General features: G+C 41.2%; 16 protein-coding genes. 10 read left to right on the top strand and 6 right to left on the bottom strand.

The genetic code is table 11. From position 1 onward, the window contains the following. The 4 genes from WS34_RS06530 to WS34_RS06550 form a co-directional block, all read right to left on the bottom strand. A partial coding sequence (locus WS34_RS06530) for a carboxypeptidase-like regulatory domain-containing protein (RefSeq protein WP_046403857.1) occupies positions 1-1,043 on the bottom strand: 1,043 nt, incomplete at its 3' end. A 398-nt stretch (positions 1,044-1,441) separates the two neighbouring features. After that, positions 1,442-1,861: a MarR family winged helix-turn-helix transcriptional regulator gene (locus tag WS34_RS06535; protein ID WP_041556885.1), complete on the bottom strand. Its 420-nt coding sequence runs from the start codon at positions 1,859-1,861 to the stop codon at positions 1,442-1,444. Between the two features lie 134 nt (positions 1,862-1,995). Then, entirely contained in the window at positions 1,996-2,670 is a 675-nt protein-coding gene (locus WS34_RS06540; protein ID WP_013613007.1) for a potassium channel family protein, read from the bottom strand. Between the two features lie 244 nt (positions 2,671-2,914). Then, positions 2,915-4,723, bottom strand: coding sequence for a TrkH family potassium uptake protein (locus WS34_RS06550; RefSeq protein WP_286693658.1), 1,809 nt, complete (start codon positions 4,721-4,723; stop codon positions 2,915-2,917). A 338-nt stretch (positions 4,724-5,061) separates the two neighbouring features. Here WS34_RS06550 and WS34_RS06555 point away from each other — a divergent pair, with 338 nt between their 5' ends. Further along, the gene (locus WS34_RS06555) at positions 5,062-5,241 is read left to right on the top strand and encodes a hypothetical protein (RefSeq protein ID WP_041556887.1); all 180 of its coding nucleotides are present in this window, start codon (positions 5,062-5,064) and stop codon (positions 5,239-5,241) included. Here the strand turns inward: WS34_RS06555 and WS34_RS06560 are convergent. Further along, positions 5,231-5,599: a DMT family protein gene (locus WS34_RS06560; RefSeq protein ID WP_013613009.1), complete on the bottom strand. Its 369-nt coding sequence runs from the start codon at positions 5,597-5,599 to the stop codon at positions 5,231-5,233. The genes WS34_RS06555 and WS34_RS06560 overlap by 11 nt on opposite strands. Positions 5,600-5,794: 195 nt before the next feature. Between WS34_RS06560 and WS34_RS06565 the strand changes: the two genes are divergently transcribed. The 9 genes from WS34_RS06565 (at position 5,795) to WS34_RS06605 (ending at position 14,606) form a co-directional block, all read left to right on the top strand. Continuing rightward, on the top strand, positions 5,795-6,634 hold the full coding sequence (locus tag WS34_RS06565) for an AAA family ATPase (RefSeq protein WP_013613010.1): 840 nt from the start codon (positions 5,795-5,797) through the stop codon (positions 6,632-6,634). A gap of 55 nt (positions 6,635-6,689) precedes the next feature. After that, a complete protein-coding gene (locus tag WS34_RS06570; protein WP_046403862.1) occupies positions 6,690-7,055 on the top strand; it encodes a four helix bundle protein in 366 nt (121 codons plus the stop codon). Between the two features lie 82 nt (positions 7,056-7,137). Further along, entirely contained in the window at positions 7,138-8,112 is a 975-nt protein-coding gene (locus WS34_RS06575) for a DUF4435 domain-containing protein (RefSeq protein WP_013613012.1), read from the top strand. A 62-nt stretch (positions 8,113-8,174) separates the two neighbouring features. After that, positions 8,175-9,203, top strand: a complete 1,029-nt coding sequence (ruvB, locus tag WS34_RS06580) for a Holliday junction branch migration DNA helicase RuvB (RefSeq protein ID WP_013613013.1) — start codon at positions 8,175-8,177, stop codon at positions 9,201-9,203. A gap of 195 nt (positions 9,204-9,398) precedes the next feature. After that, on the top strand, positions 9,399-10,949 hold the full coding sequence (locus WS34_RS06585) for a sensor histidine kinase (protein ID WP_013613014.1): 1,551 nt from the start codon (positions 9,399-9,401) through the stop codon (positions 10,947-10,949). Between the two features lie 43 nt (positions 10,950-10,992). After that, positions 10,993-11,682 (top strand): response regulator transcription factor RprY, encoded by a 690-nt coding sequence (gene rprY, locus WS34_RS06590; protein WP_013613015.1) that lies wholly within the window; start codon positions 10,993-10,995, stop codon positions 11,680-11,682. Between the two features lie 147 nt (positions 11,683-11,829). Next, complete coding sequence (rpiB, locus tag WS34_RS06595; protein WP_013613016.1) at positions 11,830-12,261, top strand: ribose 5-phosphate isomerase B; 432 nt, start codon at positions 11,830-11,832, stop codon at positions 12,259-12,261. 127 nt (positions 12,262-12,388) lie between these two features. Beyond that, positions 12,389-12,928: an RNA polymerase sigma factor gene (locus WS34_RS06600; protein ID WP_046403864.1), complete on the top strand. Its 540-nt coding sequence runs from the start codon at positions 12,389-12,391 to the stop codon at positions 12,926-12,928. 334 nt (positions 12,929-13,262) lie between these two features. Then, positions 13,263-14,606 (top strand): TlpA family protein disulfide reductase, encoded by a 1,344-nt coding sequence (locus WS34_RS06605; protein ID WP_022160427.1) that lies wholly within the window; start codon positions 13,263-13,265, stop codon positions 14,604-14,606. Between the two features lie 363 nt (positions 14,607-14,969). Here WS34_RS06605 and WS34_RS06610 read toward each other — a convergent pair whose 3' ends face one another. After that, a complete protein-coding gene (locus tag WS34_RS06610; RefSeq protein WP_046403866.1) occupies positions 14,970-15,902 on the bottom strand; it encodes an ATP-binding cassette domain-containing protein in 933 nt (310 codons plus the stop codon). Positions 15,903-15,915 lie beyond the last annotated feature (13 nt).

The raw sequence follows: 15,915 nt of genomic DNA on the forward strand, positions 1-15,915 counted from the left end.
CCCGAGACTACTGCCGATAGTTTCTGATTGTATATTTTCTGGGCCATTCGTTGATTGTCGTAGTTTGCATCTTCGTCGTCGTACATACCGAATTCCTTTTCGATTTCTAATTTTTCGGCGGCACTACATAAGTCGTAAGAACTGAGATCCGGAGCTTCGATCTCTACACTTCCCTGATACGTTACCCGTAAATCGCCCGAAGGGTTTTTCTTCAACTCGATGACAATCACCCCGTTGGCTGCTTTCGAACCGTATATGGCTTTCGCAGAAGCATCCTTCAGGATCGTCATACTTTCGACACGGTCCATATCCAGGTCCATTATTTTTTGTATCGAAACTTCAAATCCATCCAATACAAAAAGAGGGGCATTCGGGTCGTTCCCATAGGTCGCCTTCAAATCGGTCTCTTCCATGTTGATCGAGGATTTTCCTCTCAATACCATTTCCGGTACCGCATTCGGGTCCGATCCCAGGGCCATGTTGTCGATAAATAGAATCGACGGATCGAGATTTTTGAGTGATTGCAACACATTCGAGTTCCCCACCCGTTTCAGCTCATCGTTGCTGATGGTTTTCACCGATCCGGTAAAAGTGTTGGCTTTCCGCTCGAAAACACCGTTCACGACAACCTGTTCCAGCGTCTGCGAGTCTTCTTTCAGGATGACGTTTAATGTCGGGGCTGTTCCCACTTTGATTTCCTGGGTTTTCATACCCACAAAAGAAATAACCAGGACGGTATTGGGATCCGAGGGAATGGTAATGGAAAAATTACCGTCGATATCCGTGACTACACCTAAAGTTGTGCCTTTCACTTGAATGGTTGCTCCGGGGAAAGAGCCGCCCTGTTCATCCTTAACGGTTCCTTTTAGGGTGCGCATATTTTGCGTTTGAGGAAGAGCGGTCGAAGTGGTTATTTTTACATCGGTATTGGCACACACTGCTGAAGAAATCAGTAGGGGTGCGATAAACAAATTGCATGTTAAGCACAGTCTAAGCAGCGATCCCTTGGGGACTCCCCGCCCATAACATTGTTTTTCTTTCATAAACGTTCGTTTTTTTTCGGTATTGTTTCAGAGACAAAAGCGAAAAACGAAGGACAGAAAGGAAAAAAGGTGTAAGCTGAAATTCCGATAGGTGAAAAAGGGCGGGTGTGAAGGTTAAATGAAAAATAGATACTGATAATAAGTGAGATATAACAAGAATATTGATTAGAGTATGCGCTAGTCAATTAAATGATATAAACGAAAAAGGGATAAAAATATCCTGTAATCTGCTGTATATTATAATGCTTTAATATTGAAACTTTATAACCAAAAAAAACGAACGTTTTATTAGTTGAATAACATAATTTTATAACATTCCCGAATCGGAAAATTATTCTGTTTTTTTATCGGATTATTCCTTGGGTTTTCATCGTTTATTCTAATAAACCGTCTGATTATCAGTTTCCTTTCAGGGCTTCACAATAACGATGAATTCCGTGTATTACGATTTCAATTTCCTCGTCATCCAATACCTCCAGTATTTTGGATATCGTTTCATTAATCGAATCTGTTGCTTCTGCAAGCCGGGACTCCCCTGCTGCCGAGAGGGTGATCACTTTCCTCCGTTTGTCCTTTTCATCCTGATAGATATCCACCAAGCCGGCTTGGACTAACTTTTTTATATTTCTACTCATCGTAGAATGTTCGACATGAAGAAAATCTGCTAATTCCTGAATAGAAAGACTTATATTGTTCTTTATATGATAGAGGATATGCCGCTGACTGAATGATAAGCCCGCACGATGTTTGAATAAACCCAATTCCTTGACCAGTTCATAGTTCAGTTGGCGGAGTATATCGATATAGTTTTGCATCATGTCGTTAATAAAGGTGTTTTTATATATGTATCAAACATGGATCTTCTCTCTGCAAATATATGTATTATGCATATAAATCCAAATAAAGTTTGAAAATTTAACACAAATAATTTAAAAAATCCAAATTTTCCGGCTCAATTGCGCGAAAGTACCCGGAATCGGTTGCGTTTACCGAAAAGAATAAACACATCGTTGGCGTTGACCACAAAGTCATCGGATACTTCTTCGAGAAGTTCCATGCGTAAATACCCCTTTTCTTCATCCCGGTCATAATGTTTTATAGCGATTAATTTGAGCGAGAAATCTTTTTCCAGTTTGATGTCTCCCAGTCGTCGTCCGACAAAAGCAGGGGGAAGCTTCATTTCATAAATATAATAATCCGGTGATACCTGATAAGAATAGATTAATGTAGTTAATTCGGTTTTTGTTGCGAAAAAATCGGCATATTCTTTTTCGAGTTGAATGATTTCCGTTATACCCATTGCTTCCAGAACCGTTTTATGTAAGGTAGAAATAGCTCGGACAATAATACGTTTAGCTCCGTTTTGTTTAAGAATAGCCACGGTCAGTATAGAAGCTCCTGCATCCTTACCTAACGAAACGATATTCAGGTCTGCATCTTTCAACGGTAAATTGCGGGCAGCCTGTTCGTTGTTGAGGTTCAGGCAGATCGTATTTTTAATACTATCTTTATATGCATTCACTTTATCTATATCTTTATCGACCCCGATAACTTCATATCCCATGGCCGTCAACCGTTGAGCCAGCGCCATCCCGAAATTCCCCAAACCGATGATAATACATTTCATAACAAAAAACAAAAAACAATAAGCAATAGGCTAAAGGCTATAAGCAATAGGCTAAAAGTAAAAATGAATAACAATAACGTCTACGTATATTTTAAAAATGAGTTCCTTTTCTTTTCCCCCTTTTAGCTTCCTCCTTTTCTTCTCCTTGTCCCTCGTTTCTTGCCTTTTTCTTTTCGCTTTTCGCCTATAGCCTATAGCTTTTCGCCTATAGCCTTTGGCCTTTCGCTTATAGCCTTTCGCCTTTTTAAACAATCACATTCTCCTCCGCATAAGTATAACTTTGTGAACTTTGCCGGGGAATAAGTCCTGAAAGTAAAGTGATCAATCCCACTCTACCTACGAACATCGTCAGGCTGATGATGATTTTTCCGGCCGTATTCAACTGGGAGGTAAAGTCGAGGCTAAGGCCTACGGTACTTATCGCCGACGTGACTTCGAATAAAATTTGGGTGACCGATCCCTCCGGTACCCAAAAAGCCACCAGGCAGGTGGCGGTTCCGATCCACAGGATAGATAATAATATGATTGCATGAGCCCGTCGCACGTTTTCCGATGGGAGTTGACGTTTAAAAATTTCGATTTTTTCTTTGCCTCTCAGCGTATTGATGATATTCTTCAACGCAATAGTAATCGTTGTTGTTTTTATCCCCCCGCCGGTAGATAAGGGCGAAGCGCCGATCCACATCAATAGGAGAGTCAGGAACAAAGTCGACGGCAGGAGAGAAGTCAGATCGACTGTATTAAAACCCGCAGTGCGGGGAGTCACTGCACTGAAGAAAGACACCGCCAGCTTTCCTCTTAATGGAAGCCCTCTCAGGCAATTGTTGTTTTCAGACAACCAGAAGAGTAAAGTTCCTCCCACAAGGAGCAGTAAAGTTGCCGTAATGACAATACGGGTAGTGGTATTCACAATTCTTACATGCGACGGCATACGTTTCGAAGAGCCGGTAAGCCGGTAAAAAAGGTTTCTGACTTTATGATTTACCAGTTTACCGTAATTGAACAGGATGGGAAACCCGATCCCTCCCAATATAATCAGGGTGGCTATCCAGCACTGTAAGCCGTATAAATCCCGGATACCCGGATGGTACAGATTGCCCGTTAAAGTTGAAAAACCGGCATTGCAAAAGGCCGATACGGCATGGAAAATAGCAAAAAATATCTTATTCGGTATAAGGTAGGGGGAGAGATCCCGGATCTCCCACCACAAGATCCAGGCTCCGATAGCTTCCACGATAATCGTCGTGAAAAGTGTGTAGAAAAGAGTTCGGAAAATATTGTTCATCGATTCCTCGCTCAGGATATTTTTTAAAGCCATTTGATCGTTAAAAGAGGTTTGGGTGAAAAAAGACAAAGCGATAAAACTGGTGAAAGTCATGACCCCGATCCCTCCGATTTGGATCAGCAAAAGGAGAACCACCTGACCTGTTGTAGTAAAAGTGGTGGCCGTATCGACAACCGTCAGGCCCGTAATACACACGGCACTCGTAGAAGTGAACAGGGCATCGATGAAACTCAGCGATCCATGATGCGCTTTCGGTAACATAAGCAGGAAAGCACCTGTCAGGATGATGGCCAGGAAACTGTAGACAAACGTCATTTCAGGTCTTATATGCCGTTGTAATCCCGTAACTACCACTTTCGAGAGATGGATGATGCTTATAAACAACAAGAGAATATGGGTCAGGATATGATCTGTTTTTTGTAACCAGTTGTCGGTGGGAAAATGAGCCGGTGTTTGGGTCAGGATAACGAATAACAAAAGTGCTAATACGATAATCTCTATCCAATATCCTTTCTCTTGCCAGATCTCTTTGGGATCCAGAAAGATCGTTGCGATACTGCCGAAAAAGAAAATCCGGATGATGATATTGAATCCCTCTGTAACGTATCTTTTCCCTGCCTCACTGATCGCATAACCGTATTCGTAGGCCATCAGTACGATCGTTGCCACTGAAGCGAGGATAAATAAAATACGGATCAGCTGGACGGTCGCTTTTTTCAGGATACGTCGGAGATTGTTGAGTTTATATCTGAATTCGGTAGAAAACATATATACTGGGATTTAATATAAAATGAACGGGATTATATCAGAAAGGTTTTCTTCCGGAATTGTTTTTCTTTGTCAAAATTTGAATGAGTATATATTATTACGTCATTCTTTCTGCTTTTAATCTCTAGCTCTGTTTTTTTGTTCTTACGGTATGGGGGAAAAACAGATCGTTTTATTGAATTCTGTTGCATTTAATTACCGGGTGCGTTTTTCAAGATCCTGATCAACTTTTTGAATAATGCCATAAAATTTACTGAACAGGAAAGTATCTCGATGGGATACTGCCTGTCCGATAACCGGGAACTTTATTTTTAGGTCAAAAACCGGTATTCGGCCGTTTGGTCAGACTCGATCCTTTTGTTCAGGGGATAGGTTTGGGATTGGCCATCTGTGAAATGATCGTCCGGAAAATGAAGGCCGGATCGGTGATGACTCCCAACCCGGCGAAGATGTCGAATTTTGGTTTACCTTACCGTATAAACCTGTCCAACCCTCCTGAAAATAGGCTTATTTCATAAATACAAAATATACGGCCATTACCAGACATACTCCCGCTGCCAGGTGATTCCATTTTAATGTTTCTCCCTGAAAAAAGATCATCGTGAAAATGGCAAAAATGATAAGGGTAATCACTTCCTGGATCACTTTCAGCTGAACAAGTGTAAACGGTCCGCCATTGCCTTGAAAACCGATACGGTTGCCTGGGATTTGGAGCGAATACTCGAAAAAAGCCATTCCCCACGATATCAGGATAACACCGATGAGCGGCCAGTTGTTGATCACTTTCATCTCTTGCAACTTTAAATGTCCGTACCACGCAAAAGTCATAAAGATGTTCGAACAAACCAGTAATAAGACGGTATATAACCCTTTCATAGATTCAGGTAAAAATTAAAACTAAAAGATAATGAATTGAAATCGTTTCAAGCGCCGCAAAATTATATCTTTTCTGATTTACTTATTCTTTTTTCTCATCTGTTTTTCATTTTTGTTTTCTATCTTTGTTGAAGGGTCGATTGTTGCGGCTTGCTCTTTCCACCCTTTTACATTTTTACCTTTTACTTTAAAGTTATGTCGAATACGGTTCATAGTATCGAAATCCGGAATCTCTGGAAGAAATACGATTTTTTTTGGGAGAATCTCAATCCCGATGTGAATATATTGATTGGAATCAATGGAAGCGGTAAGACGACCTTATTCAATATCATCGATTCCATCATGATGGCTGATGTAAAACGATTGAGAATTTACGGTGTCGGGGTAAAGATTACCATCGACGATTATACCGTCGATTTCCAACAGAAAATGACTGCAGGAGAGTTGAAAACTGCATTGAGAAACGTAAAATATCAAAAAATCAGTACTTTCGACGTTCCGTTCCGGGACCGGCCGAAAGCCGGTAAAGAGTATAGCCAGTTATATAACGAGCTGCATACTATTGTATACGATATCGGCGGGTCCAATCCTTCTTTCTCGGATTATCGGTTGAAAGCGACTAATTTCCCTGAAGAAGCCGGCCGGATTAATCAACGCATCAAAACACTTTTTGAGACGGTCGACCGGCTTTTTGCCAAAACACAGAAGACCATTCAAATTGATCCGCATACCAATCATCTGATCTTTATCGACGATGGAGAAGTGATACCGCTTTACAAACTATCATCCGGGGAAAAGCAGTTGTTGCTGATTCTGATGCGTGTATTCCTGATGGAAGAACAGCCTTACATCCTCTTGATGGACGAACCTGAAATATCTTTACACATTGAATGGCAATATAAATTATTCGAAGAAATCCGCCATCTGAATCCCAATTGTCAGATCATCACTTCCACCCATTCTCCCAGCCTGTTCGGCGATGGTTGGGGAGATAAGCTGGTATTTGTGGAAGACTTGATAAAGGTAAAAAGCTAAAAGCCAGAGGCTATAAGCGACAAGCTAAAGGGTGGAAAGTTAAAGTAGAGAAGATATGATACCGTTATTAAAAGATAAAAGTTATTCTTTTGCTGTTGAAATTGTACGCCTGGTTCAGTACTTACAGCAGGAAAAGAAGGAGTATGTGCTAAGTAAACAAATTTTGAAAAGTGGTACGTCTATCGGGGCATTGATTCATGAAGCCGTTTTTGCTCAAAGTGATTCGGATTATTTAAATAAGTTGGCAGTGAGCTTAAAAGATGCGAATGAAACGTTGTATTGGTTGAATTTATTACGGGATACCGATTATATTTATATTGATTTATATGAAAAATTAGCTGAAATTGTTAAAGAATTAATAGCACTTTTAGCTTCGTGTGTAAAAACTTTGAATAACAGACTAAAGTCAAAAAATAGTTAATAGTACTCAGCCTATAGCTCTTTGCTTTTAGCTTTTAGCCTATAGCTTTTTGCTTATTTTTTAACTTTTTACTTTATATTTTATGTTTGGTGCTCGTGCTGAGAATCCCTCTCGTGCTTCGCATTTTGCTAATGCGGCACGGCGTTTTGCTCTGGATGCGAAAATGTTTCGCTGTAGGGCGGCTGTACATGTTGAAAACAAAGACGATATTGCTTTCTGGGGAGCTGTACTGAAACATTTCCGGCCGGACGATAAGTTTCACTTCATTTCCGGTTCACGGAACGAATATGGACGGGAGACTTGTGGAGTTACCCAATGTTTGAAATATTTTGATTTCCTGAGTCCCGATTTCTTCATTTGTATCGACAGCGACTATCGTTATTTGTTGAGGGAAAGAAAGATTGATGTCAAACATTTCGTGCTTCAAACTTACACCTACTCTTTTGAAAACCACCACTGCTTTGCCGATGGCCTTGACGATGTGTGCAGCAGAGTCACCCACTTAAAAAATACGGTATTCGATTTCCGTCGGTTTCTGAGTGACTTTTCAGCCATCCTGTACGATCTTTTCATATGGCATCTTTACTTTCAGAATGCCGATCCCGTGCTTTTCAGCCAGTTCGAATTCGATGCTTACATCAGCTTGTCCAATTCCAAAGCTTTTCCTTTGGTATACGACAACGGGGCCCGGGCGTTGGATGAACTACGGATGAGAGTCGAAAGAAAAATCAATTACCTCGGACGTAAATATCCCCATGCCGATCTGGCTATTGTTCGTGAAAAATACCGCGAATTGGGATTAAAACCCGATAACGTGTATTTCTTTATTCGCGGTCACAACCTGTACGATTTGATTTCGATCGTATGTAAAGAAGTTTGTAAGGCTATGCTGCGCACAGCAAAGAAAAACAAAGTTGTCACCCACGATATGGTCAGTGAGTTGTATCGCAGACGTAACAATCTCGACTACGAATTGCGACAGAACATAAAATACGGAGCTTATTTCCCGATCCGTAAACTAGAGCAGGATATTCGGGAGTTTTTGGGAGAAAATTGACCGGTGCTTTGATAGCACTATTAGTTTTCCTATTTTTGGATGAAAATCTGTAAATACGAACCATGAGTGAATTCGATATAAGAAACACCGATTTAAAAGAAACCGAAAAAGAGTTCGAGAGGGCTTTAAGGCCGTTGAATTTCGGCGATTTCCAAGGTCAGAAAAAGATTGTCGAGAATCTCGAAATCTTCGTGCGGGCTGCAAAGATGAGGGGCGAATCGCTGGACCATGTCATCCTTCACGGGCCTCCCGGACTGGGGAAAACGACTTTATCCGCCATTATTGCCAACGAATTGGGGGTAGGCATCAAAATTACTTCCGGACCGGTACTCGATAAACCCGGAGATTTAGCCGGACTATTGACCAACCTGGAAGAGAACGACGTGCTCTTCATCGATGAAATACATCGTTTGAGTCCTGTGGTCGAAGAATACCTGTATTCTGCTATGGAAGACTACCGCATCGATATTATGATCGATAAAGGACCTGCAGCCCGTTCGGTACAGATACAAATCAATCCGTTTACCTTGATCGGCGCTACTACCCGTAGTGGGTTACTGACCGCTCCCTTGCGGGCTCGGTTCGGTATTAATTGCCATCTGGAATATTACGATACCGACATCCTTTCCGGAATCATTTCCCGTTCTGCCGCTATCCTGAATGTGGGGATTACCGGTCAGGCTGCTATGGAAATCGCTTCCCGGAGCCGGGGTACACCCCGTATCGCCAATGCATTGCTGCGCAGAGTGCGCGATTTTGCAATGGTCAAAGGTAATGGAAGCATCGATCGTGACATCACCCGTTATGCACTCGAAGCATTGAATATCGATAAATACGGGCTGGATGAAATGGACAATAAAATCCTGCTCACCATTATTGAAAAATTTAAGGGAGGACCGGTGGGCCTGACGACGATTGCTACTGCTGTCGGCGAAGATGCCGGTACCCTGGAAGAAGTGTATGAGCCCTTCCTGATCAAAGAAGGGTTTATCAAGCGTACTCCGCGCGGTAGGGAAGTGACCGACTTGGCTTATAAACATTTGGGGAAAACCCGTAGAAATGACGGTGGGGAACAAATGACACTTTTTTAAGGGTATAAGGGAAAAAACAAAGGGAGAAAACTAATATTTTAACATTTGTTTTAGAGACCTGCCACAGAGCGAATTTAACAAATCGACCTTCCCTCTAGTAAAGTGTTAAAATCGGCTAGTGTTATGAAGTAACGTTATAGGTTAAAGTGTGTTAAGTGTGCAAAGTGTTAAATTTGAAGTGTTAAATTTGTGGGTATGAGAAAAAAACAGATTATCATACTAGGTGTGGTTTTAGGTCTGTCATTGTTGGGATTGATCTTTACACAGGCGAGGTATTTTCAAACGGCTTTTCAGTTGAAAAAAGCACATTTTGATTATCTCGTCAATAAATCTATCGACCAGGTAACGACTTATTTAGAAGAGAAGGATAAGCAGCAGATGGCCGAAGAAAAGAAAAACGAAATCCACCATCTGGGGAAAAATGGAGTCGTCCATGAAATGCCCCGGGCTCTGGATTTACGTCCTGGGCTCAATGTAAAGAATGATATGAATATTGTCATCGATTACAGCCGCTTCCCCATCGGTTACGACGAAAGGATAGAGAATGTATGGGAACTGTTCGGACAGAAAGGCAATCGGAATCTCCAGAATTCTATCCAGAAATCCCGCCAGGAAATCAAAAACAGTCTGGGAAAAGAATATGATCTCGTGGTTAAAAAGATTCCCGAAATGCCCGAAAAATCGATCGAAGAACGATTGGATGGCAGCGATCTCAAAGAGATTATCGGTGAACGTTTAAGGAATAACGGTGTCAAAATTCCTTTCGAGTATGCGGTAAAAGAGAAAGGGGAATTTATCCTCATGTCACAAAACTTCTTCAATCAGCATTCCGATTACACCTACAACCGGAAAATGAGTTTTGGACAACAGCAGGAACCGGCCACCCTCTTTCTGATTTTTCCCGATCAGTCACATGATCTGTTGTCTTCTGTCGTCTTGTTATTGCCCAGTTTGATCATCACCATTTTGTTGGTGTTGTGTTTCGGATTCTGTATCGTAGTCATCGTTAAACAGAAAAAATTATCTGCGATCAAGAACGACTTCATCAATAATATGACACACGAATTTAAAACCCCGATAGCGACCATTTCTTTGGCTGCACAAATGCTTAAAGACGGGGCTGTGAACAATTCCCCCTCTACCATCGACCATATTGCCGGGATTATCCGCGATGAAAGTAAACGGCTCACTTTCCAGGTAGAAAAAGTGCTCCAGACCGCTTTGTTTACCGAAACCCGGATGAAACTGAAACTAAAAAATGTCAATCTCAACGAGGTTGTTGAAAATCTTGTGACAAAATTTAGCCTGCGTGTAGAAGATAAAGGAGGACAACTCTATAGTTATTTAGAGGCTGACCAGGATGAAGTTTATGCTGATGAGGTACACATCACGAACGTAGTATCCAATTTATTGGATAATGCGATAAAATATTGTACTAAAGTTCCGGAGATCAGTGTTTACACCCGGAATAAAGGTCAGGAAATAATTATTAGTGTGATAGACAATGGCATAGGAATTGCTGCGAAAGAGCAAAAGCTGATTTTCGAACGTTTTTATCGGGTTTCGACCGGTAATTTACATGACGTAAAAGGATTCGGCCTCGGATTATCCTATGTAAAAACTATCGTGGAAGCACACGGAGGGCGTATCGAAGTGGAAAGCGCTGAAGGAAAAGGAAGCCGATTTGATATTATTTTACCATTAACCTCAAAAAAACAAAAAGTAAAGAGAACTTTATTTTTCTAAAAGCGTATATTTTTCAGAGAATTTATTTAAAAACTAAATAGTTATGGAGGAGAAAATAAAAATTTTATTAGCAGAAGATGATACGAATCTGGGTATGCTCCTGAAAGAATATCTGAGGGCAAAAGGATTCGAGACTGTTTTATGCGAAGATGGGGAGGTAGCTTATGAAGCCTTTCTGAACCAGCCTTTCGATATATGTATCCTGGATGTGATGATGCCTAAAAAAGATGGCTTTACCCTGGCTAAGGAAATTCGCCAGATCAACAGCGAAATTCCAATCATTTTCCTGACGGCTAAAAATATGAAGGAAGATGTCCTGGAAGGCTTCAAATTAGGGGCTGACGACTATATGAGCAAACCTTTCAGCATGGAGGAGTTATTACTCAGAATCGAAGCCGTACTGCGTCGTTCTACCGGACTCAAACCTGAAGATGAACAGGAAATCTTCAAAATCGGTAAATTGACCTTCAACTCTAAAAAACAGACCCTGTTCGATGGAGAAGAAGAACAAAAACTGACGACAAAAGAGTCTGAGCTCTTGAAATTATTATGCCAGAATGTCAACAAAGTGCTCGAAAGAAATTATGCACTCAAAAACATCTGGGCCGACGACAATTATTTCAATGCCAGAAGTATGGATGTTTACATCACCAAATTACGTAAACACCTTAAAAAGGATCCTTCTGTTGAAATCATCAACGTTCACGGTAAAGGATATAAGCTTATTCTCTAAAAAAGAAATATTTTCTTTGCGGGTATTCGGAAGAATACCCGTTTTTTATTTGCTTTCCTTAAGGATAAAACTTTAACTTTGTATTTCAGAATAATCACATCGTTGTAACAGTTTGCACGTTGCGACTCTAATAACAAATCGATAGAAATGAAAATAGCTATTGCCTGTGACCATGCCGGTTACGAATACAAAGAAAAATTAGTGGCATTCCTTCGCCAGAAAGGTTATGAAGTAAAAGATTTCGGTACACATTCTGCTGAAAGTATGGATTATCCCGATACTGCCCATCCGATGGCTGCTGCTGTTGAATCCGGCGAGTTCGAGAGAGGAATCGCGCTCTGTGGGAGTGGGAATGGGATTTGTATGACTGTCAATAAACATCAGGGTATCCGGGGTGCACTCTGTTGGACGACCGAAATCGCCTGGTTGGCACGCCTCCATAACAATGCCAACGTATGTTGTATCCCTGCCCGTTTTATCTCCTTCGACGATGCTCAGGATATCGTCGAGCGTTTTCTGTCTACCGAATTTGAAGGTGGAAGACACCAGAGAAGAATCGAAAAAATTCCCCTAAAATAAGGATTTATATTCTGTTTGAAATAAACAACTAGCGGCTGTCTATCGGATGAGGCAGCCGTTTCTTTTTCATAAGGGTATTGTTTTTTGCCCGGTTAATTATATTTTTGTGATGGATAACGGTAGATAAATGAACGGTTTAATCGAAGATATAAAACAAGGTGACAGGGCAGCTTTCCGGGAGTTGTTTGAAGATTATTATCCGATATTGTGTGTATTTGCTATGAAATATATACGGGATGAGGAACAATGCAAAGACGTTGCTCAGGAAACCTTGCTGACCTATTGGCAGAATCGGGCCGACTTTGAGGATATCTTTAAAGTAAAAGGATACCTTTATCGGGTTGCACGGAATCGTTGCCTCAATATGATCAGACGCGAACAGGTCGATGAACATTTTGTCAAAGAAGCTTTGACAGAATCTGAAGCGTATTTCGAAAATGAGGTTATCCGGCAAGAAACTTATCTTTTGGTGAGGAAAGCGGTCGGAGCTTTACCGGTACAGATGCGTAAAATTATTGAGCTGGCCATGCAGGGAAAAAAGAATGCTGAAATCGCTGCCCAATTGTCTATATCCGAGGGGACCGTCCATACCCTCAAGAAAACTGCCTATAAAAAACTTCGTGACCGGTTGCAGGAACATTTCTATCTTTTACTTTTCTGGATTTAAAGCGTTGGCATATTTCTTACAGGAGTATCTTAAAGAATCAATTTTTTTTCTGTATATGAGAGTTTGATATTTGAATAGACATGTTTTATTTGTTTATCATAAAAATTGAAGGTGGTGATTTTATTTGATTTTTTAGGATTTGATTTTAAATATTCGGCATTTGTAAAATGGTGACAGGGCTAAAAAGAATGGTTTTAATCCTTCCGGTGAATGGAAGTAAAGCACTGGTGATTACGGAAGAGAGTGGTTAAATAAAGGTTAAAGCTCCCTATTTTGATCCGATCACAATCGCAGTTTATTAAATTCGCTCATCTTAAATTAAAATTATAGTAATATGATGAAATTCTCTTTCCTTGCTATTCTTATAATGGCTCTCATGTCATGTAATAATGCATCTAAAACTACTGTGCGGGTTCATCTCGACAAACCCCAAGGTGAAATCAAACCTCAGTTGATAACCAAGGATTCTACTTACGTGATGGCTTTGGATTCGACGAATACTGCCCTTTTTGTGATGGCTGAAAACCTTAAGCCGGGTTACGCTACCGTTGTATTGGGTAGAATGCAGGTGCCGGTTTATGTTGAACCGGGCAAAAGTTTCGACGTTTCTGTAAAATTCGAAGGTCGTCGTATGATTCCTGCATTCACCGGTGAAGGCGCTAAAAAAAATGAATACCTGAATAGTCCGGCTTTACGGTTTAGCCCCGATTATAAGTTGGAAGAAGCTGAATTTTTGGCCTCTTTAGACGAACAAATAAAGAAATTGAATGAAAATTTGGATACCCTGGGATTCGACCCGCAGTTCAATCAGTTAGAGAAAAAAAGATTGGCTTATATGGTTTATGGACCGCTTCCTATTTATCCCCTTTATCATCCCTACTATGCACAGGCTCCTGATTTCAAGCCTACCGATGCTTTCTACAATAAATTGGTTTCCGCAATTACCGAAGATGAAGCTTTGATTGGTATGAATTGGTATCAGGAGGCGTTGATCGGTCGGGTTCAGGCGATGGCTGCTAAAGATCTGGAAGATCGCGATAATCTGACTTTCACGAAAAAACAATTGGATTACGTTGAACAAAACTTCAAAAATCCTGCAGTTGTTGAATATTTGGTCGATCAAATCGTTACCGCTTATGTGAAAGATTCCGGTGTCGATCATTTGGCTGAAGTTGCTCCGGTATATAGTGCTAAAGTTACCGATCCTGCAAAAAAAGCTAAATTCGACGAATTGTGTGCAAAATGGGCTAGAATTGCTGTTGGACAGCCTTCACCGTCTTTCAAATATCTCGACATCAATGGCAAAGAGGTTAGCTTAGCCGATTTGGCCGGAAAATATGTCTATATCGACACCTGGGCTACCTGGTGTGGACCTTGCCGGGGTGAATTGCCTCACTTGAAAACTTTAGAAGAAAAATACGGAAAAAAGAATATTTATTTCGTAAGTATTTCTTGTGACCGCGACAAAGCAGCCTGGGAAAAGATGGTAAAAGAAGATAAATTAGGAGGTATCCAGTTGCACAACGGTGGCGACAATACTTTTATGGATGCTTATATGATTACCGGAATTCCTCGTTTTATCCTTTTGGATAAAGAAGGAAAAATCATCAATGCAAAGATGACCCGTCCTTCAAATCCTGAAACAGCTAAAACTTTCGACGCTCTGGAAGGAATCTAATCAGCCGTTTTTCAAATCGGTTGTCCTCGAATGAATACCCCCTGAAAGTTTTATTACAAGCTTTTAGGGGGTATTTATATGTCAAAATAAATGAGTTGGTGTATTTTATAAACTCATTCTATTTATCTTTTAAGTTACTACCATTGACTTATCTTCTACATTTTTGTAACTGTTCAAACCTCTGTAATTATTTAAAAACCTACATTACCATGGATTAGTGTCACTTCGTTCCGGATCCGTATCTCCTTTTAGGTTGGCAAGCCTTGGATTGTGGTTGGTAATCTCGATCCGGAATGTAGTTTCGTCAACCGGTATCGAAGATGTGCCGATCTGCACGGCGCTGATCGGTCATCTCCGGCTACGTTAATCTTTTCCCGGCTTTGCCGGAAAATTCTGTGTATATCGGTGGAAAATATCTTCCAGCTGATAAACTTCTGTATGCAATGCGATAATCGGACAGCGGCGAACGGCAGCCTCGAAAAACAAGGCTTCCCGTGGATCTTTCCCTTGGGGGGAAGTTAAACGCCAGCAGTTCGGAGCCTGTTGTGAGGTGTGAGTGAACAGTTCGCTTTTACTTAGCCAGTGTGTATCGCTTCCCGGGCTGAATTCAACGCGAAGTACCATCCCTTCGTCTGCATGTGTACAGATCTCTCCGATCGGTCGGTCCGCAACGATTTTTCCCTGGTTAATGATTATTACCCGGTCACAAATCGCTTCTACCTCCTGCATAATATGGGTCGATAACAACACCGTCTTCTTTTTTCCGGTTTCTTTGATCAAATGCCTGATCTCTTCCAGTTGGTTCGGATCGAGTCCCGTCATCGGTTCGTCCAGGATCAGAATCTCGGGATCGTGCACCAAAGCTTGCGCTAATCCCACTCTCTGCCTGTATCCCTTCGATAATTGTCCTATTTTTTTTTGAATTTCCGGCTCGAGTCCGGTTCGCTCTATGATCGCATTCACCTTCGCTACAGGCCGGCCGACACGATAAAGCCGGGCCACGTGAAGCAGATATTCCCGGATATACAGATCCGGGTAGAGTGGGTTTTGTTCGGGTAAATAGCCGATAATAGCTTTGATTTTCAGTGGATTTTCACGCAGATTCATCTCCTTGATCCTTACTTCTCCCTGATAGTCGTTCAGACAGCCGGTAATGATTTTCATGGTAGTAGATTTACCGGCTCCATTAGGTCCTAGAAAACCGCATATTTCACCTTCTTCCAGCCTGAAACCGATATCGTCCAGCGCCTTTTGCCGGCCATATGCTTTACTGACATGCTCTAATATTACCGACATATTCTTTTCGATT

Origin of the sequence: Odoribacter sp. N15.MGS-14, assembly GCF_000980245.1 — a bacterium.
Classification (GTDB): Bacteria; Bacteroidota; Bacteroidia; order Bacteroidales; family Marinifilaceae; genus Odoribacter; species Odoribacter splanchnicus.

Coding starts and splice junctions, on each gene's coding strand:
- WS34_RS06560 (WP_013613009.1), bottom strand. CDS start 5,599: ATGAAAGGGTTATATACCGTCTTATTACTGGTTTGTTCGAACATCTTT.
- rprY (WP_013613015.1), top strand. CDS start 10,993: ATGGAGGAGAAAATAAAAATTTTATTAGCAGAAGATGATACGAATCTG.
- WS34_RS06610 (WP_046403866.1), bottom strand. CDS start 15,902: ATGTCGGTAATATTAGAGCATGTCAGTAAAGCATATGGCCGGCAAAAG.
- WS34_RS06605 (WP_022160427.1), top strand. CDS start 13,263: ATGATGAAATTCTCTTTCCTTGCTATTCTTATAATGGCTCTCATGTCA.
- ruvB (WP_013613013.1), top strand. CDS start 8,175: ATGAGTGAATTCGATATAAGAAACACCGATTTAAAAGAAACCGAAAAA.
- WS34_RS06535 (WP_041556885.1), bottom strand. CDS start 1,861: ATGATGCAAAACTATATCGATATACTCCGCCAACTGAACTATGAACTG.
- rpiB (WP_013613016.1), top strand. CDS start 11,830: ATGAAAATAGCTATTGCCTGTGACCATGCCGGTTACGAATACAAAGAA.
- WS34_RS06575 (WP_013613012.1), top strand. CDS start 7,138: ATGTTTGGTGCTCGTGCTGAGAATCCCTCTCGTGCTTCGCATTTTGCT.
- WS34_RS06585 (WP_013613014.1), top strand. CDS start 9,399: ATGAGAAAAAAACAGATTATCATACTAGGTGTGGTTTTAGGTCTGTCA.
- WS34_RS06550 (WP_286693658.1), bottom strand. CDS start 4,723: ATGTTTTCTACCGAATTCAGATATAAACTCAACAATCTCCGACGTATC.
- WS34_RS06570 (WP_046403862.1), top strand. CDS start 6,690: ATGATACCGTTATTAAAAGATAAAAGTTATTCTTTTGCTGTTGAAATT.
- WS34_RS06600 (WP_046403864.1), top strand. CDS start 12,389: ATGAACGGTTTAATCGAAGATATAAAACAAGGTGACAGGGCAGCTTTC.
- WS34_RS06565 (WP_013613010.1), top strand. CDS start 5,795: ATGTCGAATACGGTTCATAGTATCGAAATCCGGAATCTCTGGAAGAAA.
- WS34_RS06540 (WP_013613007.1), bottom strand. CDS start 2,670: ATGAAATGTATTATCATCGGTTTGGGGAATTTCGGGATGGCGCTGGCT.